The following is a 24,786-nucleotide window of genomic DNA, read 5'->3' as shown; positions in this document are numbered from 1 at the left end:
TAATCATCGGTTCCGGCGCGGTTGTCGATCAGCCTGCCAGTCGCGGCAGCCGTACCCAGAAGGTCGAACCCTCCCCCGGCGTCGAGTCCACACCGACCGTGCCCTGATGGGCGTCGACCAGTGCCGCCACGATGGACAGCCCCAGGCCGCTACCGCCACCGCCATCGCTCCGATGACGAGACGCGTCGCCGCGATAGAAGCGCTCGAAGACGTGTGACGCCTCCTCGGGAGTGAGCCCCTGCCCAGTGTCGGTGACGCTGAGCAGCACGTCGTCGCGCCCGTTCGTCTGGTCGACCCCGACGCCGACGGTGATCGACGCCTTGGCAGGGGTGTGGGCGATCGCGTTGTTGATCAGATTCCGCAGCACCTGCAGCAGACGCGGCGAGTCACCCGAGACCACCGGCGGTTCCGCCGCGTCCCCGACCTCGATCCGGATCGCACGTTGCGGCGCAGCAGCTTTCGCGCTGTGCACCGCATCAGCGGCCAGGGTCAGCAGGTCGACCGGCTGATGAGCGATCGGCCGGTGCGCGTCGAGGCGGGCGAGCATGAGCAGGTCCTCGACGAGCAGGCCCATCCGGCCGGCCTCCGCGTCGATGCGTCCCATCGCGTCGGTCGCGTCGGGGACACCGCCCTGCTTGTACAACTCGGCGAACCCCTTGATCGAGGTGAGCGGAGTACGCAGCTCGTGGCTGGCGTCGGCGATGAACCGCCGCATCTTCTCCTCGGAGGCGCGTGCCTGCTGCTCGGACGCCGCGGTCCGCGCGAAGGCTCGCTGGATCTGACCGAGCATCGCGTTCAGCGAACCGGACAGACTCCCGACCTCGGTGTTGGGCGGCGCGGGCGGCACCCGCATGTTCAGGTTGCCTGCCGCGATCGCGTGAGCGGTCTCCTCGACCCGACGCAGCGGCCGCAGACTCGACCGCACCAGCAGATAGCTCAGCACCCCGATGGCCACGACGACGATGGCGCCGATCGCGAGCTGCAACCACATCAGGCGCGACAGGGTGGCGTGCACGTCTCCGAGCGGCGTCGCGACGACGGATTCGCCGTACGGAGTGGACGCCTTGACCACTCGCCAGTCGGGGCCGTCGCCGTCGGCCGAGCCCACCGTGGTCGGCCCGGTGTTCCCCGACGGCAGGCCGTCGAGGTCGGGCTCGTCGGAGAAGTCGTTGTTGATGATCGTGTCGCCGCTGCCGATGGTGATCATCGAGTAGTACTGCGACGGTGGGCGTCGCGGCCCCGGTGGCATCCCCTGCATCGGGGCGCTCGCCGGGTCACGCGGGCGCGCCCACGTCTGGACGGCATTCGTGAGCCCGTCGTCGGTGCGGGAGAGCAGATCCTGCTTCATCGCCGAGGTCACCGCCAGGCCCGACGCGAGCAGACCCAGCACGACCAGCACCAGTGTCAACCCGACCAGGGACAACCGCAGGGGTATACCCCGCTTCGGCGTGCGACCTGTGTCGGGCGCCGACGGCGCAGGCCGACGGTCGGGAGGTGCGGTGGTGGGCGGACTGGTCACCCGCGAGGCTCGCGCATCACGTAGCCCACGCCGCGCAGGGTGTGGATGAGCCGCTTGTCGCCGGTGTCGAGTTTGCGTCGCAGGTAGGACACATACGATTCGACCACATTGACCTCGCCGCCGAAATCGTAGTTCCACACGTGGTCGAGGATGCGTGGCTTGGACAGCACCGTGCCCGCGTTCACCATGAAATACCGGAGCAAGGTGAACTCGGTCGGCGAGAGCGACACGAGTTCGCCTGCCTTCCACACCTCGTGGGTTTCGTCGTCGAGCTCGATGTCGGCGAAGGCGATCCGCGCCGATTCCTTGGCCTGCTCGTCGAATCCGCTGCGTCGCAACAGGACCTGCAGACGCGCGACGACCTCTTCGAGGGAGAACGGCTTGGTGACGTAGTCGTCGCCGCCGATGGTGAGCCCGTTGATCTTGTCCTCGATCGAGTCGCGCGCCGAGAGGAAGAGCGCCGGGGCGGCGACGCCGTCGGCACGGAGACGACGGAGCAGGCCGAAGCCGTCCATGCCGGGCATCATGACGTCGAGGATCAGCACGTCGGGCTTGAAGGTGCGGCAGCGGTCGATCGCCGCGGGACCGTTCTCTGCGGTCGAGACCTCGTAGCCCTGGAACTTGAGGGAGACCGACAGCAGCTCGCGGATGTTCTCCTCGTCGTCGACGACGAGCACCTTGGCGCCCTGACCGGCGCCCTGACCCTTCACAGCTTCGCTCATGGCATCACCTTCTCCCACCAGGCTGCCATGAGTCTGGATCATTGCTGGGAGATTTCTGTGAATGCCGACCTGCGGCGATGGTTGCTCTCGACGGGAAACAGGTTGCTCTCGACGCGAAACAGGTTGCCCTCGGCGATCAGCGTCGCATGAACGGTGCCGGATACCCGGGCGAGGGCCGGACGTCGCCGAGCCACTCACCGAACCGCTCTGCCTCCGCGGCCAGCGCGCGGGTCGCGGCGCGCGGCAGCTTCTCCAGCGGATGCACCTCGATCCGGCCACCGTCCTTGTGCTGTCGCCACCCGCCGACGATCCGGCCGTCCCACCACGCGGTCTGCCCGCCGTTGCCGTTGCTGTCGAAGACGTGCCCGACATGCGGCCCCAGATAGAAGTCGCGCTGCTTCCAGCCCATCGTGGTCGGGTCGAGTTCGGGGAGGAGAAATGCCGCGGGTTCAGCCGGGTCGTCGACGGCTCCCTCGCCGGGCACGTCGTCGGCGAGGACGTACCCGATGTTCCCGTCGTCGAGGTCGACCTCGACGACGTCGAGTCCGGCCAAAGCTGTTCGCACCGCGCGCTTCGTCGAGCCCAGCCACCAGACGAGGTCGGTCTCGGTGCCCGGCCCGAACGAACGCAGCCAGCGTTCGATCATCGCGCGGTGCCCGTCATCGACCGACACCACGGGCAGTTGCTCCCCGAGCCACGTGCTCATCGATGACCACGACGGCCTCGAAAGATGCCAGCCGGCGGAATTCGGCCCGCGCACGATGTCGCCGGCCGCGCTCATCATGTTGAGCACCCTCGGCCCCATCGGGGCTCGCGCCTCCCACTTGGTGCCGACACCGTGGACCACGTAACCGTCGAGGGCAGGTAGTCGTTCGCGGAGCTGAGTGGAGGTGCGCAGCGAGCCGTCGGCGAGATCGTCGCGAACGGCGGCGCGTGCGGTGTCGATCCATCTGTCCGGGTCGTCGAAGCCGGGGCTGCGCCGGAGATCGCGCAGCATGTTGGTGCGCTCCGAGGCCGTGACCCGCGGACCCACCGCCCCGACCGCGTCCGCGAGGACCGGACGGGTGAACACGAACAGAGTGCGGCGCATCGCGAGCTGTTTGACCAGGCTGCGGTCCCGATACAGCGCGGCGTCCATCTGCTCCGGCAGGAATCCCGCGATACGGGCCCTCGCCGAGAGGTACACGGTCGAGGGGGTGGTCGCGTGATAGCCGACAAGAGAGTCCGCGAGTTCGGTCACTGATGACGCGTGCACGCCGGCGCCGAGACGATGTCGGCGGACCAGCCGTGCACGCCGTTGCGCGTCACTGATCGCGGGCCGAGCGCCCATCAGGCGGGCAGTGCGGCGATCGCTTCGATCTCGACCACCTGTTCGTCGTAGGGCAGGACGGTGACGCCCAACATCATCGCCGGTGGAACGGCGTCACCGAACTGTGCGACGACCGCGTCCCAGGCGACCGTGAGATCGGCCTGCAACTGCTCCGCGACGTAGATGGTCAACTTGGCGACGTCCGACATCGACGCGCCCTGCTCGGTCAGGATCACCGCCAGGTTCTGCAGGCACGTCCGCGTCTGACCGACCACATCACCCGGGGCGTCCACGGCACCGTCGGTGGTGAGTGGGCTGATTCCTGCGGTGAACAGCAGCGGACCGGGTGCGACGGTCGCGCTGTAGGCGAAACCCCCGTCGTGCAGAGCGGACGAACCGTTCAGGCGAACTCGCGACATGGGCCGATCCTACGTCGGCGGTCCGACGGCCCCGAGAGACGATCGAGCCCCGCCGGACGTGTCCGGCAGGGCTCGATGTCAACCGTCTGGATCGGTGGTCAGTACTTGGGGAAGAGGGACAGCGCCAGATCGCCTGCCGGGCCCAGCTCCGGATTGGTGGCGACCGCACGGTCGATCCCCAGCTTGATGTTGTCGAGGGTCGGCGCGGCGTTCTCGACCGTCGGCTCGACCTTCGGCAGCGGTGCTGCGTTTGCAGGCGCCGCGGCAAACGCGAGCGCGCCGGCCATCGCCGCTCCGGCGATGCCCGCGCCGATGACCCGACGTGTGACGCGTCCCGAACGCCGCCGTGACCCCTTGTTGATAATCCGGTCCATGTCGTCGACCGCCTTTCCCCCGCACCACGCGGAAGTCGTGATGAATGTCTGCAGTGCTCCAATGTATGCGGTCGGCGACGGTTGGCACGCGCCGACATGGTCAATTCACACATCGGACGCCCAGAACCGATGGAACCGACCCCACGAACGCACATCGTCGATTCGACAACTGCCATCGGGCTTGCCGGTCCCGCCGACCTCGTCTCACCTATACGGTGAGACACATGACATTTCAGGGTCGGGTGGCGCTCGTCACCGGGGCGACGAGCGGGATCGGACGCGCGACGGCGACGTTGCTCGCGGCGCGCGGCGCGCACGTCGTGGTGACCGGCCGAGACGTCGACCGGGGCCGGTCGGTGGTCGACGCGATCCGCGACGACGGCGGGACCGCCGACTTCGTGGCCGCCGACCTCGCGGCGGCGGCCTCCTGCCAAGCCCTCGCGGACGAGGCGATCGCGACCGCGGGCCGAGTGGACATCCTGATCAACAACGCTGCCGTCGGACCCCTGGGACCCACGACGTCCATCACCGAGAACGTGTTCGACGCGTGCTTCGCCACCAACGTCAAAGCGCCGTTCTACCTGGTCGGCGCCCTTGCGCCGGCGATGGCCGAGCGCGGAGACGGTGTCATCGTCAACGTGAGCACCATGGTCGCGTCCTTCGGGAGCGCCGGTGCCGCGGTCTACGGGTCCAGCAAGGCCGCGCTCAACCTGTTGACCAAGTCGTGGGCGGCCGAGTTCGGCCCCCGCGGCGTACGGGTCAACGCGGTCGCACCCGGTCCCACCCTCACCGAGGGAACCGTCGAGGTCTGGGGTGAAGCCGGACTCGAGAAACTCGCGCGCACCGCCCCGGCCCGCCGGGTGGCCGCGCCCGACGACATCGCCGAGACCATCTGCTATCTGGCCGGTCCGGCAGCGGCCCTCATCCATGGCGCCGTGGTGCCCGTCGACGGCGGGCGAACGGCGGTCTGAGCACCGACCGGTCTAGCGAAAGCTGAGCACCTCGTCACCCCAGGCGCGGCGGATCTCGGCATCGAGGTCGTCGACGACGCGGTCGGTCTCGTCGATGACGAGTGTGGACCGGGTGTGTTCGTCGAACGCGGGCCAGGCAGGCTCCACGCCGGTACCCGGGTCGCCGCGATGGGCGAATGACGTCCATCGGCTCTGCATGCGCGCCGAGATCTCCTCCCCGGTCTTGCGACCGCCGAGTTTGAACGTGATGTCGGCGGGGCCCGCCACCAGGTTGCCCCACACATAGGGCAGTTCGGTCGCATGAGTCGCCCCGACCCGGAGCGCCCGCAGCATCCGGGTGGCCCAGTCGAAGCGGTAGAGGAACACCGGTGCGTGACGGCTGTGCGACTCGGCGAGCCAGAGGGTTGGCATCCGGAAGGCGATGTCGCGCGCGACCCCGAGCCCGGCGACCTTGGGGCGCATCCCGGAGTAGGCCGAGGTGATCTGTGCGCGTTCCGGCAACGCCACGTCCGGATACTCGGCCATCATCGCCGCGAACATGCGCTCGATGTCGGAGGGCTTGATCGGCATCAACGGTGACTTCATCCACTTGAACGCGGACGCCTCGTCCTTGTTGGTGCCGATCAGCAGGGGAACGGACAAGGACTCACCCGCCCGGAACACGTCCATCGGGTGACGCGGCAGCAGATCGCCGTCGATGACCGGCGCGAACGCGATGGTGCCGGGGTTGTCGAGGGGAACCGCGGTGAAGGCAGCCATGGTGGCCGACGTGATGCGGTCGACGCCGACGGTGTCGAGTTCGGTGGCGTCCTCCGGGCCGATGCCGATCGCATCGAGAAATCGCTGTGCGATTCCTGCCGAACGCTCGTGGTCGTACATAGAGGTGGCCGGCGAACTCTCCGCGATCGCCTTGTGGAACAGACCGTCGGCGGCCGCCATGGTCAGCAGCGTGGTGACAAGGCCCGCACCTGCCGACTCGCCGAAGACGGTGACGTTGTCGGGATCACCGCCGAAGCCCGCGATGTTGTCGCGGACCCAGCCCAGCGCGAGCAGGACATCGCTGAGCGCGGCATTCGACTCGAAGCGCGGATCGTCGTCGGGATGGTTGAGCGAGGTGAGGTCGGCGAAGCCGAGCGCACCGATCCGGTAGTTGAGGGTGACCACCACCACGTCACCGCCCGATACGAGGTCGGTTGCGTCGTAGAGCGCCTGACTGCCACTCCCGAACACATACGCACCCCCGTGCAGCCAGACCATCACCGGGAACCGGGCGGCGTCGGCTGCTGCACCGCTCGGCGACCAGACGTCGAGGAACAGACAGTCCTCGTCCATCCGAACGTCCTTGCGGAGCAGGATCGCCGGATTCCGCTCCTGCGGGCAGACGGCTCCGAACGCGTCCGCATCGACGACGTCGTCGTGCGGCTGCGGCGGACGCGCACGACGCCATCGGAGTTCACCGACCGGCGCGGCCGCGTACCGGATGCCCTTCCAGACATCGACCCCCGGCCCCGCGGTCCCGCGGACCGGTCCGTGGCCGGTGAGGACGACCGGCCTCTCATCTGTCGGCATCCGTCCATGGTGTCCCATCACCGACGCGCTGTGCCGGGACTGCGCAGAACACTGCCCACGAGACCGCCGGACATCCGAGCGACACCCTATTGTCGGGAGTGTGCCGCTCACCGATGTGATCCCGCTGCCCGGCGGTGCGTTCCGGATGGGCTCCGACCACGACTACCCCGAGGAACGCCCACAGCACGACCGTGTCGTCGCGCCGTTCGCGATCGAGACCCACCCGGTCACGAATGCGCAGTACGCGGAGTTCGTCGACGCGACCGGTTACGTCACGGTCGCCGAGGAGCCCATCGATCCCGCAGATTTCCCGGGAGCCGATCCCGCCGAACTGGTACCCGGCTCCCTGGCCTTCACACCGACCTCGGACCCGGTGGACCTACGCGACTGGCGGCAGTGGTGGCGATGGCACCCGGGGGCGTCGTGGCGTATGCCGGACGGCGATGCCTCGTCGGTCGACGATCGGCCCGATCACCCGGTGGTGCACATCGCCTATCGGGACGCCACGACGTACGCGCAGTGGGCAGGACGCCGCCTGCCCACCGAGGCGGAGTGGGAATACGCGGCGCGCGGTGGGCTCGACTGCCACACCTACCCGTGGGGCGACGAGTTGCGGCCGGGGGACTCCGACATGGCGAACACCTGGAAGGGACGGTTCCCCTATCGAAACGACGGCTGGGGCACCACCTCTCCGGTCGGCAGCTATCCGCCGAATGGTTTCGGTCTGCACGACATGATCGGGAACGTCTGGGAGCGTTGCGCCGACGTCTACGTGCCCCGTCACGTCCGGCCGGCCGACGGATCGGTCGACGCGGACGGCCGCCCCGACCTCCTCGCACCGACGACGTCGCCGCGCGTCATGCGGGTCACCAAGGGAGGTTCCTACATCTGCGCCCCGGAGTACTGCCGGCGGTATCGGCCGGCCGCGAGGTCGGCCCAATCCGACGATTCCGCGACCTCGCACATGGGGTTTCGGTGCGTGATCTGACACCGGCGATCCGCGACACATGAGTCTCGTCACAAGCGGGAACGAGACCGCTCGCGGGAAGCGTTTCCCTTCGGGCTCGGCGCCGAGGAAACCGATGGAGCCCCCTGTCAGGATTGAACTGACGACCGCTCGCTTACAAGGCGAGTGCTCTACCACTGAGCTAAGGAGGCCTGCGTGCGCGAGTATATCGGCCGCGCGTTGGGGTACCTGAACCCCATCCACCTCGTCGGTGACCGTCAGGCCACCATCGACACCATCGAGCCCGGCAGCATCATGGTGTCGCCGCGCAAGCCGATCGACCGCTTCGACGTCGCCGCCATCACCGAGGTTCTCGATCTGGCGACCAAGATCGGGGCGGTACTGCTGGACTCGGGCACCGCCGCCACGGACACCCAGCACCAGATCGAATTCGTCGCAGGCGTCTACGGCCTCGAGGACGTCGACGTGGACGTCACGTACAACACCATCGTGGTGAGTGCGCGGCGCGGCGCCACGCTGCCGCCCATCACGACGATGGAGCAGGTCTATTACCGCTCGATGGACTTCACCCGCCTCGCCGAGATCGACCGGCTCGTGCGACGCATCCGCGACATGGCCCTCACGCCGTCGACGGCGCACCGGATGGTCGACGAGATCATCACCGCGCCCCACCCCTATCCGCACTGGGTCGCCACCTCGGCGTGGGGCCTGATGGCCGGCGGTATCTCCGTGTTGCTGGGCGGCGGATTACTGGGCGCCCTCCTCGCCTTTGTCAGTACTGTCGCGGTGATCCTCGTGAATCGTCGGCTGAACCGGATCGGCACCCCGGTGTTCTTCCAGCAGTTCACCGGAGGCGTGATCGCGGTGGTGCCTGCTGCGATCACCTTCGGTCTGTCCGAGCGGTTCAATTTCGACTTGAGTCCGTCGTTCGTCATCGCGGCCGGCATCGTGGTGCTGCTCTCGGGTCTGTCGCTCGTCGGCTCCGTGCAGGACGCGATCACCGGTGCGCCGATCACCGGTGTTGCCCGGTTCTTCGAACTCCTGCTCATGACCGGGGGACTGATCGCAGGCGTCGGTATCGCGATCCAGTTGTTCGAACATGTGGGCATCTACCTCCCGACGATCACCCCGGGCACCACGTTCCCCGCCGTCGAGCTCCCGTCCCGCATCTTCGCCGGGGCCGTCGCCGCGCTGGCCTACGCGCTGGCGAGCTACGCCGAGAAACGTGCTCTGCCGGTGGCGTTCGTGGGTGGCGCCATCGGTGCGGCCGTGGTCGCGGTGGCAACGTTCACCTCGATCGGCGAAGTCGTCGCGAACGGTATCGCCGCCGCGCTCGTCGGTTTCCTCGGTGGCCTGATGGCCCGCCGGGCCCTCACCCCGCCGCTGGTCGTCGCGGTCGCGGGTATCACGCCGCTGCTGCCGGGTCTGGCGGTCTATCGCGGTCTGTACGGCATCCTCAACGAACAGACGGTCGACGGATTCACCTGGATCACCAGTGCACTCGCGATCGGTTGCGCACTGGCCGCGGGGGTCACCCTCGGCGAGTTCGTCGCACGCTCGCTGCGCCGACCTCAGCTGGCTGTGCGACCGGCCTGGATGGCGATGCTCCGACGCAACCGGGTGCACGGACGCTTCCCGGTGGGTGACCGACGTCGCCAGGTCATGCCCCAGCGACCGCGGCCGAGCAGGTAGAATCGGGTGTCGCGCTCACCACACCAGGCGCGGCGCCGCCAGCCACCGCTGGACACACGATTGCGAAGCAAGAGGAACTCATGCCTGCGAAGACAACCGACATCCCCGACGACGAGTTGGAGCCGGTAGCCGACGAGACCGCCAACTCGGCGCGCCGCGTCGTCGCCGCCTACGCGACCGACGCCGACGAATGCCGGATGCTCCTGTCCATGTTGGGGATCGCGCCGGGCGAGAACGCCTAGCGGGATGGCGGAGTCCGGGCACGTTTCGAACGGCGCGACCACCGCCGAACAACCCAAGGGGGACGCGCAGTTCGTCGTCGTCGCGAACCGCCTTCCGGTCGACAAAGAAGTGCTGCCCGACGGCACCGTCAACTGGAAACGCAGCCCCGGCGGCCTGGTCACCGCGCTGGAGCCGATCCTCCGGGCGCAGACCGGGGCGTGGGTTGGCTGGTCCGGCATCGCCGATTCCGACGACAACCCGGACATCGAGGGCGTCGAGATCCATGCGGTCCCGTTGTCGACACGGGAGATCGCCGAGTACTACGAGGGCTTCTCCAATGCGACCCTGTGGCCGCTCTATCACGACGTCATCGTCAAACCGGAGTACCACCGCGAATGGTGGAACACCTATGTCGAGGTGAACCGCCGGTTCGCCGAGAAGACCGCCGCAGCGGCCGCCGAGGGCGCGATCGTGTGGATACAGGACTACCAGCTGCAGCTGGTCCCGAAGATGCTGCGGATGCTGCGGCCCGATCTGAAGATCGGTTTCTTCCTCCACATCCCGTTCCCGCCTGTCGAGCTGTTCATGCAACTCCCGTGGCGGACCGAGATCGTCGAAGGCCTGCTCGGCGCGGATCTCATCGGGTTCCATCTGCCCGGCGGCGCACAGAACTTCCTTTTCCTCGCCCGCCGGCTGGCGGGGCAGGCGACCAGCAAGGGCTCGGTCGGGGTGCGATCGCGCTTCGGCGTGGTCCAGGTCGGATTCCGCACGGTGCGGGTGGGCGCCTTCCCGATCTCCATCGACTCGGGCGAACTCGACGCCAATTCCCGGTCCAAGCAGATCCGTAAGCGGGCGGTCGAGATCCGCGAGGAACTCGGCAATCCGAAGACGATCATGCTCGGCGTCGACCGGCTCGACTACACCAAGGGCATCGATGTGCGGCTCAAGGCCCTGTCAGAGCTCTTGGCGGAGAAACGGATCGACCCCGAGCAGACCGTGATGGTGCAGTTGGCCACCCCCAGCCGCGAACGTGTGGACAGCTACGTCCGGATGCGCGCAGGCATCGAGCAGCTCGTCGGAAACATCAACGGCGCCTACGGCAGCGTTGGGCAGCCCGTGATCCAGTACCTGCACCGCCCGGTCCCCCGCGACGAACTGATCGCCTTCTTCGTCGCCGCCGACGTCATGCTCGTGACCCCGCTCCGCGACGGGATGAACCTGGTCGCCAAGGAATACGTGGCCTGTCGCAGCGACCTCGGTGGCGCGCTGGTGCTCAGCGAATTCACCGGCGCCGCAGCCGAATTGCGGAGCGCATACCAGGCGAATCCGTATGATCTCGACGGTGTCAAGGACGCGATCGTCGCCGCTGTCGAGCAGACCCAGAACGAGGGTCGACGGCGGATGCGCGCACTCCGTCGTCAGGTCCTCACCCACAACGTGACGAAGTGGGCGGAGAGCTTTCTGGGCACGCTGTCCTCGTTGTCGGAGACGGCAGCCGACGCCAACCGTGGCGTCCACCTCGTCGACGGCGGTTCGCAATCGTCCGGCCGGGACGAATGAGCGCGACCGGAATCCCGGCCGACCTGCGCGAGGCATTGCTGAGTGCCGCGCAGTCCCGACGCCTGCTGGTGGCATCCGACTACGACGGCTGCGTCTCACCCCTGGTCTCCCGCCCCGAGGACGCGGTGCCCGATCCGGCCTCCGTCGCCGCGATCGAGGCGGCCGGCAGTCTGCCGGGAACCGCGGCCGCCGTCATCTCCGGGCGTGCGCTGTCGGTGCTCGCGGAGTTGTCGGGGCTCACGGCGCCGGTGACCCTGGTGGGTAGCCACGGCAGCGAGTTCGAATCCGGATTCGCCTCCGAGATCACCGACGAGCACCGCGCTCTGCTCGGCCGCATCATCGACGAATTACGTTCCATCGCAGCCGATTACCCCGGCGCAATGGTGGAGACCAAGCCGGCGAGCGCGGTCATCCATGTGCGCAACGCGACACCTGCCGACGCCGAGATCGCTCTCCGCCGCACCCGATCGGGCCCTGCCGCGTGGCCCGGAGTCGAGGTCACCGAGGGCAAGGCCGTCGTCGAACTCGCCGTCATCGAGACCAGCAAGGGTCACGCCCTCGACGTCCTGCGCGATCGTTTCGACGCCGACGTGGTGATCTACCTCGGCGACGACGTGACCGACGAGAAGGCATTCGCACATCTGCGAACCGACGACGGCGATGTGAGCATCAAGGTCGGCGCCGGCGAGACCGCGGCCTCCTACCGGATCGAGGACACCGACGACGTGGCGACCGTACTCGAGTTCGTCACCGGCCGTCGCCGGGAATGGTTGGCGGACAAGGCCTGACCCTGGCCTCGACCTCGCCCATTGGGCACAGGATCTCGCCGACTGTGCGCACAATCCCGTCGATCGGGCGCAGAATCTCGCCGATCGGGCACAGATTCGCGGCGAGTGGGCACAGCGGAACATGTCGCGCACAGTCGGCGGGATTCTGCGCACAGTCGGCGCACAGGTGCGCCCGATCGACGCAGGCGTGCGCCCGATCGACGCGGGAATGCGCCCGATCGGCGGGATGCCGGTCAGGCAGACGTCACCGGGGCGTCGACGAGAGGGTCGTGCGCATGGTGGCGCTTCGCGGTCTCCCGGATCACCCGGTGCACGAAGCCCAGTTTGCGGACCACCGGCTTCGGGATGTCGAACGGGTAGAGCGGCCGACGGCCCATCGCGGCGTTGACCCGGTTGAACATCGTGGACAACCACTTCCAGTCATACAGCAGACGCTCGATGGGTTCGTCGGCGTACGAGGCCAGCGGGACGATGTCGTGATCCATCGCGAAGCGGACCTGATCGCTCTCCAGCATGAGCCCGGATTCCCTTGCGGTGTCGATGGTTCCGGTGATGTGCAGATAATGGGCGAAACACTCGGCGAAGTCTTCCCACGGATGCATCGTCGCGTACTCCGAGATGAACGAGTCCTGCCAATTGCGCGGCGGACCGAATGTGTAGTGCCGGGTGATCGCATCGGCGTAGCTTGCCCGTTCGTCGCCGAAGATCTCGCGGGCCTTGTCGAGGTATTCGGTTGCACCATCGCCGGTTTCGACCAGGATGTGCTCGAAATAGTGCCCGACCTCGTGCCGGAAGTGACCGAGCATGGTCCGATACTGCTCACCGAGGTCCACCCGCAGCCGTTCACGGTAGGCATCCATCGACTCCGCGAGGTCGATGGTGACCACCCCGTTGGCGTGGCCGATCATCACCTGACGCCCGGTGCTCAGACTCGACAGCAGGTCGAAGGCCAGGCCGCCGTCGGAGCGCCAGAACGGTTCCACCGGCAACCCGAGGTCGACGAGTTGATAGATCAGCATGCGCATGTCCCGAGCGGTCGGGTTCAGCTTCTCGAGGGCGATCGTGTCGTCGGTCTCGGGGTGGCGACGCACCAGTGAACCGGGAAAGCAGCGGCCCCGCAGCCCGATCGAGCTCTCGTCGACCTCGGCCAGGGTCATCCAGTTACAGCCGGTACCCGCCCAGTTCGAGCAGCGGACCCACCGCCTGCCGTCGATCTCGACACCGTCTTCGGAAGCCACCACCAGGGAACGCGACGGCAGATGGACGCCCACCGTGGTGCCGCATCCCGGGCATTCCTGGTTGACGAAACCCGAGAGCGCGTTGCAGATCGGGCACGTGAGTGCATGCATGGCGTCAGCCTATGCGGATACGCTGCTCTCCGGTGTCGACCGGCAGATCCCCCCGCACCGTCGCGGTGACCTTGTAATAGTTGAGGTTGATCGTCCCGCGGTGATTGTCGAGAAAGGCGGTGTCGGCGGCGTCGCGGCCGGTGGAGATCCGCACGAGGCTCTGCCGAGGCGCGAGGCGGGTGGCATCCACGACGACCCATTCGTCGTCGATGATGGCCTCGGCCACCGCGTGGAAGTCCATCGGGTCGCAGCCCGGCGCGTAGACGGCGACGAGACGCGCCGGGATGTTGAGCGCGCGGAGCAGCGCGACGACGAGATGCGCGTAGTCGCGGCAGACGCCTGCACCGGCGAGCAGGGTGTCTGCCGCGCCGTCGATCGGGTCGCTCGCACCGGGTATGTAGTTCAGCCGATTCTGGACGAACTCGGTCACCTGGATGAGGAGTTCACCGGGCGGCAGGCTCGTGTCGAACTGTCCTGCGGCGAATCCGAAGAACTTGTCGCACTCCGCATATCGGCTGGGCCGCAGGTAGATCGAACGGTCCGTCACGCCGACCGGGATCGGGTCGGCCGGTGTGGTGACCGATGCCGAGTACTCGATGGCCACGAGACCGGACTCGATCTGCAGGCGGTGGATGCGACTGCCATGTTCGCCGACGATCTCCTCCGGCTGCACCGGGTTTCCGTCGATGGTGACCGTCAGACTTTCGGTCATCGTCAGACCGGGTAGCCGGGCGACCGCTATCTGCATCTCCAACTCGGTGGCGGCGGAGACATATACCTCGAGGGACGCCGCGACGTCGCGTGGGGATGTGGTCATGGCACCACGGTAGGTCATCGCTGGTCGACCGGCACCGCGGGCACTGTCCGACTCGCTCAGTCGGTGGCGGTTGCTCCGACCGGATCGGCATAGATCACGCTGAGCGCTACCACAACCGCGGCACTCTCCTGCACGCGAATCCCGAAGCGGGACGGCGCGATCTCGAGCGGCCGAAGAGTTGTCGACGCCTTGTCGAAGGCGGCCTGCACCGGCGCCAGGCCGTCGGGATGTGCGGCAAACGCGTCGCCGGACACCACGATCGCGTCCGGATTGATGACGTCGCGCAACATCGCGACAGCGGCGCCGAGCACCTCCGCACGGTCGTCGACGATCTGGGCCGCGTCGTCGGGGACCTCCAGCCGCTCCGCCGCCCGCCGTGCCGGACTGCTGCCGATCACCTGCTGGAGCGTGGCAGCGCCGGCCGGCGCGAGGACCGACGCGTTCACCGGTAGATGCCCGATGGTCCCGGCCCCCCGCAACGGCATGTGGACCTTGCCGTCGATGGTCATCGCCATGCCGACCGTCTCCCGCGCATAGAAGAACAGGGCAGTGCCGTCGAACTCTCGCGGGTAGGTCAACAGCAGTTCGGCCGCTGCCATCGCCTGCACGTGCTCGCAGACCGAGACCGGCACCCCGAGTTCTGCGGACAGCATCGTCCCGATGGGCACCCGGCGCCAGCCGAGCACCGGGTGGTCGATGACGCCGGTCGCGGCGTCCACCAGACCGCCCGATGCGACACCCGCCCACAACAACCGTCGGCCACCGAAACGCGCGGCGAGCTCACGCAACTGCCGGCAGAGATCGCCGACCTCGGACTCGTCGTGCGGGGTGCGCACGGCGTGACTGTAGAGCGTGCGGCCACCGAGGTCGGCGATCGCCAGCAGCGTCCGGCGCGCCCCGATGTGCATTCCGGCGACACACAGCTTGTCCCGATCCAGGGTCAGCGGATTCTTCGGCCTGCCGATCCCGCCGGGGTCGACCAGATCGGGCCGCTCGACGACGAGTCCGAGACGGGAGAGGATCGTGACCTGCCGGTTGATCGTCGCCGGTGAGAGTGACGTGGCCGCCGCCAGGTGGTCACGGGTGACCGGCGCGTTGACCCGGACCGCCTGCAACACCGCGGCAGCGGGGATCGAACCCACCTGCAGCGCCGCGGGTACGACTCCGGTGGGCAACATGCACTGAATCTAGCAATCCGCGAGCGTCGCTAAGCTGAACGCATGAGTAGCAGCACGGCACAACCAGGTTCGTCGGAGTCCGAGCAGAAGGTCGCGGTGGTGACCGGCGCGAGCTCGGGCATCGGCGCGGCGACGGCACGACAGCTGGCCGCGCAGGGCTACCACGTGGTGCTCGGAGCGCGGCGGACCGAACTGATCGACGAGCTCGCGAACGAGATCGGTGGCACCGGTCGACAACTCGACGTGACCGACGAGACCTCGGTGAATGCCTTTGTCGCAGACCTCGAGAAGGTTCACGTGGTGGTGAACAATGCGGGTGGTGCCAAGGGGCTCGATCCGGTGGCCACCGCCGACCTCGACGACTGGCGATGGATGTGGGAGACGAACGTCCTCGGCACCCTGCGGATCACCAAGGCGCTGATCCCGGCACTCATCGCCTCCGGGGATGGACTCATCGTGACGATAACCTCGATCGCCGCGATCGAGGCCTACGACAACGGGTCCGGATACACCTCCGCCAAGCACGCGCAGGCGGTGATGCACCGCACCCTGCGTTTCGAGCTGCTCGGAAAGCCTGTACGCCTCACCGAGATCGCGCCCGGCATGGTGGAGACGGACTTCTCCCTCGTCCGTTTCGAGGGTGACAAGGAGCGGGCGGACGCAGTGTACGAGGGCCTCACTCCGCTGAGCGCTGACGACGTCGCCGAGGTGATCGGTTTTGTCGCGTCCCGCCCACCCCACGTCGATCTCGACCAGATCGTCATCAAGCCGCGCGATCAGGCATCGGCCCGCCGCAACGTCAAGACCGGCTGAACGACAGCCGGTTCCGGCGGATCAGCCGGGCGGCGCCGGTGCCGGCGCGTTGGACGTCGGCGCGCCGGACGGGGTGGCGGGTGCGGTAACCTGGGACGGGTCACCCTTGATCGCCGACATCCCGGTCCACGAGTTCCAGTCGTAGATCCAGTCGAAGATGTCGCCGTCGGCCTCGGAGAGGGCGATGCGGGTGCCGGTCACCTCCACCGGGTCGCCGTAGATCGCGGACTCGAAGTACCGCTGTGCGTTCTCCAGCGAGAGGTTGATGCAACCGTTCGTCACGTTCGACGACCCCTGCACGCCAATCGTTTCCGGGTTCGCGTGGATGAACTCGCCGTTGTTGGAGATCCGCACGGCGTAGCGCTCCCGGATGTTGAAATACCCCGCGGCCGGGTTGCTCATGAAGAAGTCCTCGTACTTCTCCGTCACCACGTGGATACCCGAACGCGTGACGTTGCGATCGAGGTCTCCCCCGCCGTAACTGCACGGCAGCGTCATCAACACGCCTCCGTCGCGCACCACGACGATCTGGTGCGACGACGCCTCGGCCTTCACCACCTGCGATCGGCCGATGACGAAATCGCTGGTGACATCGGCTGCGCCGTATGCGCCGCCGCCGTGGTCGACGCCGTACAGCTTGGCCGACATGTGCACCTTGGTCCCGGGTGCGTAATACTCCTTGGTCCGCCAATGCGCCCGCGATCCGTTGTCCTCGCCGAGCCACGCCCAAGCGCCCTCGGTCGGCGGCTCGGTGGTCACGGTGAGAGCCTTCTCGACCGCTTCCTTGTCCTCGACGGTGCCGTTGAACTTGAGGATGAGCGGCGCCGCGATGCCGACCTCCTGGCCGTCGCCGATGTTCACCACAACGTTCATCTGCGACGACGGCGACAGCGTCGTGAAGGATCCGGTCACCTGGGTGCTGACCCGGTCGTAGCCGACCGCGGTGCCATGCCAGGTGTACTGCGAGCCGTAGCCCAGCGGCTCATTGATGGTGAAGGTCTTCCGATCCTCCGACAAGGTGCCTGCGACGGCCTTGCCGCTGGGATTGAGCAGCTTGACATCGGGGTTGAGCAGGCCGTTCTCGGCCTTCACCGAGACGACGGCGGTCGGATTGGGGGCGTCGTCGGAATCCAGGGCAGGCGTGTAGACGACGTTGACCGTGGGTGCAGCGGGTTTCGCGTCGTCGGTGCTGCCGGACTCGCCGGTGGAACAGGCTGCCGCGGCCACGCCGACGGCGCCGAGGCCGGCCGCTGCGAGGACGGCTCGACGGGAGAGGGGAGGGTGCGCGCTCATAACGAGTCCAGCGTACCGATGAAATCCGAGAAAACCCGGCCTGCCTGCTGTGATGTCGCTGAGTTCACGTTGTGGCCCATTTCGCCCCGTGGCGCGGCGGACGCCTTCTCACCCGGGGATATGCGCCCGCTCACCGTCGTGATCGAAGATCGACACGATCTCGGCGGGCCCGTCGACCGCCGTCATTCCGTGCGGAACCATCGTCGAGAACTCCGCCGCCTGACCCGGCGGCACCAGGATCACACGTTCGCCCAAGTGGAGACGGATGGTCCCGGAGATCACGGTGAACCACTCCCGACCAGGGTGAACCCCGAGGTGTTCTGGATCGACGCGATGCTCGGGAGTCACCCGCATCTTGGCCACCGTCACCCCGCCGGGCGTGCCGTCGCGGGAGAGCTTCCAGACGGTCATGCCTGCCGATGTGTGCGGCTCGGGCCGGATCACGACGTCGTCGTCGCCGACCGGTTCGACGAGCTGATCCAGCGAGGTGCCCAGCGCGCGGGCGATCGGCACCAGCTGATCCAGCGCGACCCTGCGGTGACCGGTCTCGATCCGGCTCAGTGTCGACGGACTGAGGAAACAGCGCGCGGCCATCGAGTCGAGGGTCCAGCCCTTCGCGATGCGCAGGCCGCGGATGCGCTGGCGGACGACAGCATCGATTTCTTGCTCCATACGCAAGACTATATGCGCATGACGCATAGCGCCGCTACCCTCGATGTCATGGCGCACTCCCACGACACCCATCACCACACGCACGGACACGGGGATCATCCCGATGCCGAGACGATGGCGACGGTCCTCGACCTCGACGCCGCCGTGAACGGCCACTACCTCCACGAGGTCTTCGACCGGATCGCGGCACTCGTGCCCGAGCCTCGGACGATCGTCGACCTCGGCTCCGGAACCGGCACCGGGACGCTCGCACTGGCCCGGCGATTCACGTCGTCGCAGATCGTCGCGCTCGACAACTCGGCCGAACTGCTCGAACGCGTTGCCCGGGCCGCGCAGCAGGCCGGCCTCGACGGACAGGTCCGCACCGTGACGGCCGACCTGGACAGCGCACTCCCCGACGACATCACCGACGTCGACGTCGCGTGGGCGTCGTCGACGCTGCACCATTTCGCCGACGCGCAATCGCTGCTCCGTTCGACGTTCCGGGCTCTGCGACCCGGCGGCGTCCTCGCCGTCGTCGAGATCGCGCAGCCGCCGACCTTCCTGCCCACGGAATCCGCCGACGGCGAGATGGAGCAGCGGCTGCGTGATGCGATCCTCGGGAAGGGCTGGAACGGCGGATGGAACGGGCGACCCGACTGGGAGCCGACCATCACCGCGGCAGGCTTCGAAATCGTCGAGACCCGCGACATCCCGACCGACCTCGACAATCCGCCCGCCGCGGCGGCCGACTACGCGGTCGAGTGGCTGACGCGGGTGCGGTCCGGCCTCACCGGCGTGGCCTCCGCGGACGACCTGGCGGCCGTCGACCGACTCCTACACGACAACAACCCGACCTCCCTACGCCAGCGCGACGACCTGGTCGTGCGCAGCAGTCGCATCGCCTGGATCGCACGACGACCCGAGACCTCCTAGATCACCTGCCGAAAGCGAGAGAAACAATGAGCAGCAACACCTTCGATGTCGCCATCGTCGGCGGCGGCCCCTCAGGCCTGAGCGCCGCGACCGCCTTGGCCCGATCCCTGCGCTCGGTCGTCGTCCTCGACGCCGGCCAACCGCGCAACGCCCCGGCCGGGCACGCCCACAACGTCCTCGGCCACGAGGGCACACCTCCCCTCGAACTGCTCGAGAAGGGGCGCGCCGAGGCCCGTGGCTACGGCGTCGAGATCCGCGCCGCGGAGGTCGTCGACGGAACGCGCAGCGACTCCGGCCGTTTCGATCTCACGCTGGGCGACGGCACCGTGATCACCGCACGACGCGTTGTCCTCGCGTCCGGTCTCGTCGACGAGCTTCCGGAAGTCCCGGGCGTGCAGGAGCTCTGGGGATCATCGGTGCTGCACTGCCCGTACTGCCACGGATACGAGGTGCGTGGTCGGCGGATCGGCGTGCTCGGCACCAGCCCGATGTCGGTACACCAGACGCTGATGTTCCGCCAGCTGAGCGACGATGTCACCTTGTTCACCCACACCATCCCCGAAATCGGAGACGAAGAGGCGGAACAGCTCTCGGCGCTGGGTGTCACGGTCGTGGACGGACTCGTCGACCATCTGGCGATCGCCGACGGCGCGGTGCGGGCTGTTGTCATGGCCGACGGCTCTGAAGTGGAACGCGAGGCCGTGGTGGTCGCGCCTCGGTTCGTGGTGCGCTCGGCACTGTTCACCCGACTCGGCGGCACACTCGCCGATCATCCGATGGGCGGCCAGTACGTCGCGACCGGACCGATGGGCATGACCGACGTCCCGGGCGTCTGGGCAGCCGGCAACGTTGCCGATCTCGCCGCCACGGTCGCCGTCTCGATGGGAGCCGGGGTGAGCGCGGGCGCAGCGGTCAACGCGGATCTGATCGCCGAAGACGCCCGCGCGGCAGTCGAATCACGCCGGGTGCGGGCCTGATCCTCCGAACCGGCTACGCCGGGAAACCGTCCAGCACAGCGCGCGACGACGACAGTCCGAGCCGCGTTGCGCCCGCCGCGATGAGTTCGGCGGCGAACTCGGCGGTTCGGATCCCGCCGCTCGCCTTGACGCCGACGCGATCGCCGACGGCCGCGCGCATGAGCCGCACCGCTTCGACGCTCGCGCCGCCGGAAGGGTGGAAACCGGTGGAGGTCTTGACCATCGCGGCCCCGGCCTGCACGGCGCGACGGCACACCTCGGTGACGGTGTCGGGGCCGGTCAGCTCGAGCAGTGCCGCGGACTCGATGATGACCTTCAGCACGATGCCCTCCCCGATGGCCTCGCGGACGGTCAGCACATCGGCGAACACCTCGTCGAATCGCCCGTCCACGGCCGCACCCACGTCGATCACCATGTCGACCTCGTCGGCCCCGGTGTCCACGGCCAGCCGCGCCTCAGACGCCTTCACCAGCGAGTGATGCTTGCCCGACGGGAACCCCGCCACCACGCAGGTCTTCTGGTCCCCGGTGTCGATCGGCAGCATCGACGGCGACAGGCAGACCGCGTAGACGCCCAGCTCGGCGGCCTCCGCGACCGCCGCCTCGGCCGCGGCTCGGGTCGCCTCGGGCTTGAGCAGGGTGTGGTCGATGATGGCCGCGACGTCGCGGCGGGTCAGGTCGCTGGTGGTCACACACACGAGCTTGGCACACTGACAGATGTGGCAGCACCCGAGACGTCCTCAGCAGCGACAACCACAGACCGAGCCGACCCCGAACATCGGTACGTGCTGACCCTCGGGTGCCCGGACCGCACCGGCATCGTCGCGCGGATCTCCGGCTTCCTCGCCGAGATCGGCGGCTGGATCACCGAAGCCGGCTATCACTCCGATGCCGAGACGGGCTGGTTCTTCACCCGCCAGACGGTGCGCGCCGGGTCGGTGGCGATGAGCGTCGACGAGATGCGGGCCCGGTTCGCCGACGAGGTGGCGGCCGAGCTGGGACCCGGGACCGAGTGGCGCCTCACCGACTCCGGGTCTCCGAAGTCGGTGGTGCTGCTGGTCAGCAAGGAGACCCACTGTCTCGTCGACCTGCTGGGCCGCGCCCACCGTGGCGAGCTACCGGCCGACGTATCTGCGGTGGTCGGCAACCACCGCGACCTCGAGGACCTGGTCACGCGGTTCGACGTACCGTTTCATCATGTGTCGTTCACGCCGGACAACAAGGGTGCCGCCTTCGAGGAATTGGGTCGCGTCGTCGACGGCTATTCACCCGATGCGGTCGTACTCGCCCGCTTCATGCAGATCCTGCCTCCCCAACTGTGCGACGCCTGGACAGGCCGGGCGATCAACATCCATCACAGCTTCCTGCCCAGCTTCATCGGGGCGCGGCCCTATCACCAGGCGTTCGCGCGTGGGGTGAAGCTCATCGGCGCGACCTGCCACTACGTCACCGCCGACCTCGACGCGGGGCCGATCATCGAGCAGGACGTCATCCGGGTCGACCACAGCGACACCGTGGCCGACATGGTGCGCCAGGGTCGCGACATCGAGACGCTGGTGCTGTCGCGAGGACTGCGGTGGCACCTCGAGGACCGGGTCCTCGTGCACGGCCGGAAGACGGTCGTCTTCACCTAGCGTTTGCCGATCAGAAGTCGAACCCGCCGAAGTCGCCACCACCGTCGAAGAAACCGCCGCCGCCGTCACCGCCACCGTCGAAGAAACCGCCGCCGCCATCGCCGCCACCGTCTCCGCCGCCGAAGTCACCGCCGCCGTCACCACCGTCTCCTCCGCCGTCGCCACCGTCTCCTCCGCCGTCACCGCTGTCGAGGGCACCGGCATCGGAACCGTCACCGGCACCGCTCTCGAAGGCGTTGGCGTCATAGTTGACCCCGGCCATGCCCGAGAACATCGCGGAGAACAGGAACATCGAACCGATGCCCCAGGCGCCGGCGACCAGCGCGGGCTTCCACCACGGCTCGGAGTACCAGCCCGCAGGCACCGGCCGTCCTGCGACGCGACCGCCGGGGTAGTAGTTGGGCGTCCGCGACGACGGGCCGGGTGACGCCTCGACCTGACGCCCTTCGAAGTCGACCGTCCGGTCCTCGGTGACCGCTCCGGCACTCTTCTGGCCTTCCAGTTCCGGGATCGGCGGGCCGGGGTCGAGATTCATCGCGGTCCGCGCGGCGCGGGCGTAGTAGAGGCCCTCGATCGCGGTCTGCTTGGCCAGTCTCGCCTGGGCGACACTGTTGGCCTGCTCGATCTGGGATCCGGCGGCGTTGTAGCGCTCTCCGGCATCGGCGAGTGCCTGCTTCGACGCCGGGCCGTCGCCGACCAGCATGAAGACCTGGCCCCCGAGACGTTCGATGGCCTGCCGGGCATCGGCCTTGGCATCATCGAGCGAACGGGCGGCATTGGCACCCGATCGCTGCTGGGACATCACGACGATGCCCACGACCACCAGGACCACGAGAGCGATCAGGATCAGTGCGCTCATTTTCTCCTCCGTCTGGGTACACCTCACCCGTCAGCTCGGGAGCCGTCGGCATCCCACCAGACCGGTAAAATCGGACATCTCCCAGCTTACCGGCGATCCGACGACACTCGCGTCGCCGCAGGTCCGGCGTCCGCTCTCACACCGGAGGGTGACGCGTCACGCCGCCTTGCAGTCGCCCGAACCGCCTGCGACCTGACCGCTGAGCTTCACGTCGTCGCCGTCCACGGCGAAGTCCACGCCCTGATCGGTCACCTTCAGGTTCTTCACGGTGACCTGATTCAGCTGACCGAAGAGCGAATCCGAGACGCTGTCGACGACCTGCTGGGCGAAGTCCGCGGGGATACCGAAGATGAACGCGTTGGCCTTGACGACCTCGAAGTGGACATGGCCGTCCTGCACGGTCGGCTTGATCGTCGTCGACACCGGGATCGGCAGGAACGCGAGCTGCACCGACGAGTCCACCTGGATCGTGCCGTCGGCCGCGTTCCCGGTCATCGAGTCGATGGTGGCGCCCTGCATCAGGCCCGCGGCTCCCGACTGCCCGGCGCCGGCCGCAGACGAGTCGGCTCCGGAGGTCATGGATTTGCTCATCGCGACCACCCGGTCGAACGGAACGAAGCCGGTGCCGACCAGTGAGTGGATGGTGGAGCTGTCGCCGTCGCCCTTGATGCCTTCTGCTCGCGCGTGCAGGCGCATCTCACCGGGCTTGTCGGCGGTGTCGATCTGCACGAACGGGATATCGTTGCCAAAACCTTGCAGCAGCATCGGCTTTCGGCTCAGCGACACCGACGTCTCGGTACCGGTGAGGTCCGAGAAGGCGCTCTGCATGCAGTCGGTTGCCTTGTTGCGCAGGTAGAGCTCGCTACCGACCGCGGCGATGACGAGCAGGATCACGAGGGCGGCCGACGACGCCGCGATGATCTTGCCGGTGCTGCGTTTACGCCGGACGGGCGCCGTCGTCACGACGCCGGGATCCGTGTTCGGCGGGATCGGGGCGAATCCGTCGGACGGTCCGAATCCCGTCGTCTGCCCCTGGTCCTCGAATCGGGTGGTGTCGGCGCGGCCGACCTGCGAGTAGGCGCGCGGGGATTCCTCGGTCGACGGAGGGTCGAACCGGGTCGTGTGCTCACCGGTATCGGCCGGGGGTGGGCTCTCGCTTCCGGGCCGCTCGCCTGCGGGCTGCTCGCTCCGGGGCTGCTCGCCTGCGGCGCCGCTGTCGGTGGGGCCGTTGCCGGGCTTCGCGCTGTCGCTGTTCTCGCTGTCGGTCATGTCGTGAGGTCCTCAGTGGTCATGGGTGCCGAGGCCGGTCGGATAGGCCGTTGATTGTCGAGAACGGCCAGGGTGTTGCGGGCCTTCTCCACTGCGCGAGTATCGATGTCGTGGACGCCGATATGCACGCCGTCGTCATATGTTGCGACCACGCTACCGAAGGGATCTGTGAGTTGGCTGTGTCCTGTGCCGGTGGGCGCCGACAACTCACGCACCGACGAATCCGCAGGCAGTGCTTGTCCGACCGCCGCGACGAACGCCGTCGAATCCAACGCTCGAGCGGTCGCCAGCACCTCCCACTGGTGAACTTTCCCCGGACCCGCGCCCCACGAAGCCGGCACCACGATCAGTTGCGCCCCGCGCGCCGCCAGTTCGGTGAACAGCGCCGGGAAACGGATGTCGTAACAGGTCGCGACACCGACCGTGACGTCACCGATCTCGAAGATCAACGGGTCCTCCCCCGGCGCGACCGTGCGGGACTCGGCGAATCCGAACGCGTCGTACAGGTGGATCTTGTCGTAGGACAGACGAGTGCCGTCCGGCCGGGCGATCAGCAGTGTGTTGCGCACGCGATCACCGGCCGGGGTGAACATCCCCGCGACCACGGTGATCTCGTGCCGCGCGGCGATCTCCGACACCGCCGTCGCCCACGGGCCGTCCACGGGTTCGGCCACCGGCCCCAGCGGCACCCCGAAACGGCACATCGTGGCCTCCGGCAGCACCACCAGATCGGCCCCGCCGTCGGCCGCCGTGTGCGCGGCGGACGCGACCAACTCGAGGTTGGCGGTCGGATCGGTGCCCGACGTGATCTGCGCCATCGCAATTCGCATGGGCACCAGGGTAGCCACCGGTGAACAGCTGACAACCATCTGAACGAACGGCTCCGCCGCGGCATCTGA

General features: G+C 68.0%; 25 protein-coding genes and 1 tRNA gene. 10 read left to right on the top strand and 16 right to left on the bottom strand.

Features of this window, described 5'->3' with window-relative positions; translation table 11 throughout:
- Nucleotides 1-28: 28 nt before the first annotated feature.
- The 5 genes from OVA31_RS14420 to OVA31_RS14400 form a co-directional block, all read right to left on the bottom strand.
- Nucleotides 29-1,519 carry a sensor histidine kinase gene (locus OVA31_RS14420; protein WP_420714040.1) on the bottom strand — a complete coding sequence of 497 codons (1,491 nt, stop codon included), beginning with the start codon at nucleotides 1,517-1,519 and terminating at the stop codon, nucleotides 29-31.
- Complete coding sequence (locus OVA31_RS14415; protein ID WP_267627313.1) at nucleotides 1,516-2,241, bottom strand: response regulator transcription factor; 726 nt, start codon at nucleotides 2,239-2,241, stop codon at nucleotides 1,516-1,518. Before OVA31_RS14415 ends, OVA31_RS14420 begins: the two co-directional genes overlap by 4 nt.
- A 136-nt stretch (nucleotides 2,242-2,377) precedes the next feature.
- A complete protein-coding gene (locus OVA31_RS14410) occupies nucleotides 2,378-3,571 on the bottom strand; it encodes a winged helix DNA-binding domain-containing protein (RefSeq protein ID WP_267627312.1) in 1,194 nt (397 codons plus the stop codon).
- Nucleotides 3,571-3,969, bottom strand: a complete 399-nt coding sequence (locus OVA31_RS14405; protein ID WP_267627311.1) for a RidA family protein — start codon at nucleotides 3,967-3,969, stop codon at nucleotides 3,571-3,573. The genes OVA31_RS14410 and OVA31_RS14405 overlap by 1 nt, the downstream gene beginning before the upstream one ends.
- A gap of 98 nt (nucleotides 3,970-4,067) precedes the next feature.
- Nucleotides 4,068-4,343, bottom strand: coding sequence for a hypothetical protein (locus OVA31_RS14400; protein WP_267627310.1), 276 nt, complete (start codon nucleotides 4,341-4,343; stop codon nucleotides 4,068-4,070).
- 224 nt (nucleotides 4,344-4,567) lie between these two features.
- Here OVA31_RS14400 and OVA31_RS14395 point away from each other — a divergent pair, with 224 nt between their 5' ends.
- A complete protein-coding gene (locus OVA31_RS14395) occupies nucleotides 4,568-5,314 on the top strand; it encodes an SDR family NAD(P)-dependent oxidoreductase (RefSeq protein WP_267627309.1) in 747 nt (248 codons plus the stop codon).
- A 12-nt stretch (nucleotides 5,315-5,326) separates the two neighbouring features.
- On the opposite strand, the gene OVA31_RS14390 is transcribed toward OVA31_RS14395, so the two are convergent.
- Nucleotides 5,327-6,883, bottom strand: coding sequence for a carboxylesterase/lipase family protein (locus OVA31_RS14390; RefSeq protein WP_267627308.1), 1,557 nt, complete (start codon nucleotides 6,881-6,883; stop codon nucleotides 5,327-5,329).
- A 145-nt stretch (nucleotides 6,884-7,028) separates the two neighbouring features.
- Between OVA31_RS14390 and OVA31_RS14385 the strand changes: the two genes are divergently transcribed.
- Nucleotides 7,029-7,871, top strand: coding sequence for a formylglycine-generating enzyme family protein (locus tag OVA31_RS14385; protein WP_420714214.1), 843 nt, complete (start codon nucleotides 7,029-7,031; stop codon nucleotides 7,869-7,871).
- A gap of 95 nt (nucleotides 7,872-7,966) precedes the next feature.
- Here the strand turns inward: OVA31_RS14385 and OVA31_RS14380 are convergent.
- A tRNA-Thr gene (locus OVA31_RS14380) sits at nucleotides 7,967-8,041 on the bottom strand.
- A 4-nt stretch (nucleotides 8,042-8,045) separates the two neighbouring features.
- Here OVA31_RS14380 and OVA31_RS14375 point away from each other — a divergent pair.
- The 4 genes from OVA31_RS14375 (at nucleotide 8,046) to otsB (ending at nucleotide 12,112) form a co-directional block, all read left to right on the top strand.
- Complete coding sequence (locus OVA31_RS14375) at nucleotides 8,046-9,542, top strand: threonine/serine ThrE exporter family protein (RefSeq protein WP_267627307.1); 1,497 nt, start codon at nucleotides 8,046-8,048, stop codon at nucleotides 9,540-9,542.
- Nucleotides 9,543-9,622: 80 nt separating this feature from the next.
- Nucleotides 9,623-9,784 (top strand): hypothetical protein, encoded by a 162-nt coding sequence (locus OVA31_RS14370; RefSeq protein ID WP_190266600.1) that lies wholly within the window; start codon nucleotides 9,623-9,625, stop codon nucleotides 9,782-9,784.
- Between the two features lie 4 nt (nucleotides 9,785-9,788).
- Nucleotides 9,789-11,324 (top strand): alpha,alpha-trehalose-phosphate synthase (UDP-forming), encoded by a 1,536-nt coding sequence (locus tag OVA31_RS14365; protein ID WP_267627306.1) that lies wholly within the window; start codon nucleotides 9,789-9,791, stop codon nucleotides 11,322-11,324.
- On the top strand, nucleotides 11,321-12,112 hold the full coding sequence (otsB, locus tag OVA31_RS14360; protein WP_267627305.1) for a trehalose-phosphatase: 792 nt from the start codon (nucleotides 11,321-11,323) through the stop codon (nucleotides 12,110-12,112). The genes OVA31_RS14365 and otsB overlap by 4 nt, the downstream gene beginning before the upstream one ends.
- Nucleotides 12,113-12,345: 233 nt before the next feature.
- Here otsB and OVA31_RS14355 read toward each other — a convergent pair whose 3' ends face one another.
- Genes OVA31_RS14355 through OVA31_RS14345 form a run of 3 tightly spaced genes read right to left on the bottom strand, consistent with a single transcriptional unit; the run spans nucleotide 12,346 to nucleotide 15,456 of the window.
- Entirely contained in the window at nucleotides 12,346-13,461 is a 1,116-nt protein-coding gene (locus OVA31_RS14355; protein ID WP_267627304.1) for a zinc-binding metallopeptidase family protein, read from the bottom strand.
- Nucleotides 13,462-13,465: 4 nt separating this feature from the next.
- Nucleotides 13,466-14,278, bottom strand: a complete 813-nt coding sequence (locus OVA31_RS14350; protein ID WP_267627303.1) for a transglutaminase-like domain-containing protein — start codon at nucleotides 14,276-14,278, stop codon at nucleotides 13,466-13,468.
- A 56-nt stretch (nucleotides 14,279-14,334) separates the two neighbouring features.
- A complete protein-coding gene (locus tag OVA31_RS14345) occupies nucleotides 14,335-15,456 on the bottom strand; it encodes an ROK family transcriptional regulator (protein WP_267627302.1) in 1,122 nt (373 codons plus the stop codon).
- A gap of 42 nt (nucleotides 15,457-15,498) precedes the next feature.
- Here OVA31_RS14345 and OVA31_RS14340 point away from each other — a divergent pair, with 42 nt between their 5' ends.
- On the top strand, nucleotides 15,499-16,269 hold the full coding sequence (locus tag OVA31_RS14340) for an SDR family NAD(P)-dependent oxidoreductase (protein WP_267627301.1): 771 nt from the start codon (nucleotides 15,499-15,501) through the stop codon (nucleotides 16,267-16,269).
- Between the two features lie 21 nt (nucleotides 16,270-16,290).
- On the opposite strand, the gene OVA31_RS14335 is transcribed toward OVA31_RS14340, so the two are convergent.
- Together OVA31_RS14335 and OVA31_RS14330 are read right to left on the bottom strand one after the other, a co-directional pair.
- A complete protein-coding gene (locus OVA31_RS14335) occupies nucleotides 16,291-17,562 on the bottom strand; it encodes a L,D-transpeptidase (protein ID WP_267627300.1) in 1,272 nt (423 codons plus the stop codon).
- A 108-nt stretch (nucleotides 17,563-17,670) separates the two neighbouring features.
- Nucleotides 17,671-18,234 (bottom strand): helix-turn-helix domain-containing protein, encoded by a 564-nt coding sequence (locus OVA31_RS14330; protein WP_164307630.1) that lies wholly within the window; start codon nucleotides 18,232-18,234, stop codon nucleotides 17,671-17,673.
- Nucleotides 18,235-18,282: 48 nt separating this feature from the next.
- On the opposite strand from OVA31_RS14330, the gene OVA31_RS14325 reads away from it, so the two are divergent.
- Both OVA31_RS14325 and OVA31_RS14320 read left to right on the top strand, forming a co-directional pair.
- Nucleotides 18,283-19,149 (top strand): class I SAM-dependent methyltransferase, encoded by an 867-nt coding sequence (locus OVA31_RS14325; protein WP_267627299.1) that lies wholly within the window; start codon nucleotides 18,283-18,285, stop codon nucleotides 19,147-19,149.
- Nucleotides 19,150-19,175: 26 nt separating this feature from the next.
- Nucleotides 19,176-20,126: an NAD(P)/FAD-dependent oxidoreductase gene (locus OVA31_RS14320; RefSeq protein ID WP_267627298.1), complete on the top strand. Its 951-nt coding sequence runs from the start codon at nucleotides 19,176-19,178 to the stop codon at nucleotides 20,124-20,126.
- Nucleotides 20,127-20,139: 13 nt separating this feature from the next.
- Here the strand turns inward: OVA31_RS14320 and deoC are convergent, their stop codons facing one another.
- Nucleotides 20,140-20,817: a deoxyribose-phosphate aldolase gene (gene deoC / locus OVA31_RS14315; protein WP_267627297.1), complete on the bottom strand. Its 678-nt coding sequence runs from the start codon at nucleotides 20,815-20,817 to the stop codon at nucleotides 20,140-20,142.
- 27 nt (nucleotides 20,818-20,844) lie between these two features.
- Here deoC and purU point away from each other — a divergent pair, with 27 nt between their 5' ends.
- Complete coding sequence (gene purU / locus OVA31_RS14310; RefSeq protein ID WP_267627296.1) at nucleotides 20,845-21,759, top strand: formyltetrahydrofolate deformylase; 915 nt, start codon at nucleotides 20,845-20,847, stop codon at nucleotides 21,757-21,759.
- Nucleotides 21,760-21,769: 10 nt separating this feature from the next.
- Here the strand turns inward: purU and OVA31_RS14305 are convergent, their stop codons facing one another.
- The 3 genes from OVA31_RS14305 to OVA31_RS14295 form a co-directional block, all read right to left on the bottom strand.
- Nucleotides 21,770-22,618, bottom strand: coding sequence for a DUF1542 domain-containing protein (locus OVA31_RS14305; RefSeq protein ID WP_267627295.1), 849 nt, complete (start codon nucleotides 22,616-22,618; stop codon nucleotides 21,770-21,772).
- A 156-nt stretch (nucleotides 22,619-22,774) separates the two neighbouring features.
- Nucleotides 22,775-23,887 (bottom strand): LmeA family phospholipid-binding protein, encoded by a 1,113-nt coding sequence (locus tag OVA31_RS14300; protein ID WP_267627294.1) that lies wholly within the window; start codon nucleotides 23,885-23,887, stop codon nucleotides 22,775-22,777.
- The gene (locus OVA31_RS14295) at nucleotides 23,884-24,717 is read right to left on the bottom strand and encodes a carbon-nitrogen hydrolase family protein (protein WP_267627293.1); all 834 of its coding nucleotides are present in this window, start codon (nucleotides 24,715-24,717) and stop codon (nucleotides 23,884-23,886) included. Before OVA31_RS14295 ends, OVA31_RS14300 begins: the two co-directional genes overlap by 4 nt.
- Nucleotides 24,718-24,786 lie beyond the last annotated feature (69 nt).

The organism is Gordonia sp. SL306 (assembly GCF_026625785.1).
GTDB lineage: Bacteria > Actinomycetota > Actinomycetes > Mycobacteriales > Mycobacteriaceae > Gordonia.
This window is presented reverse-complemented; position numbering and strand designations above follow the sequence as displayed.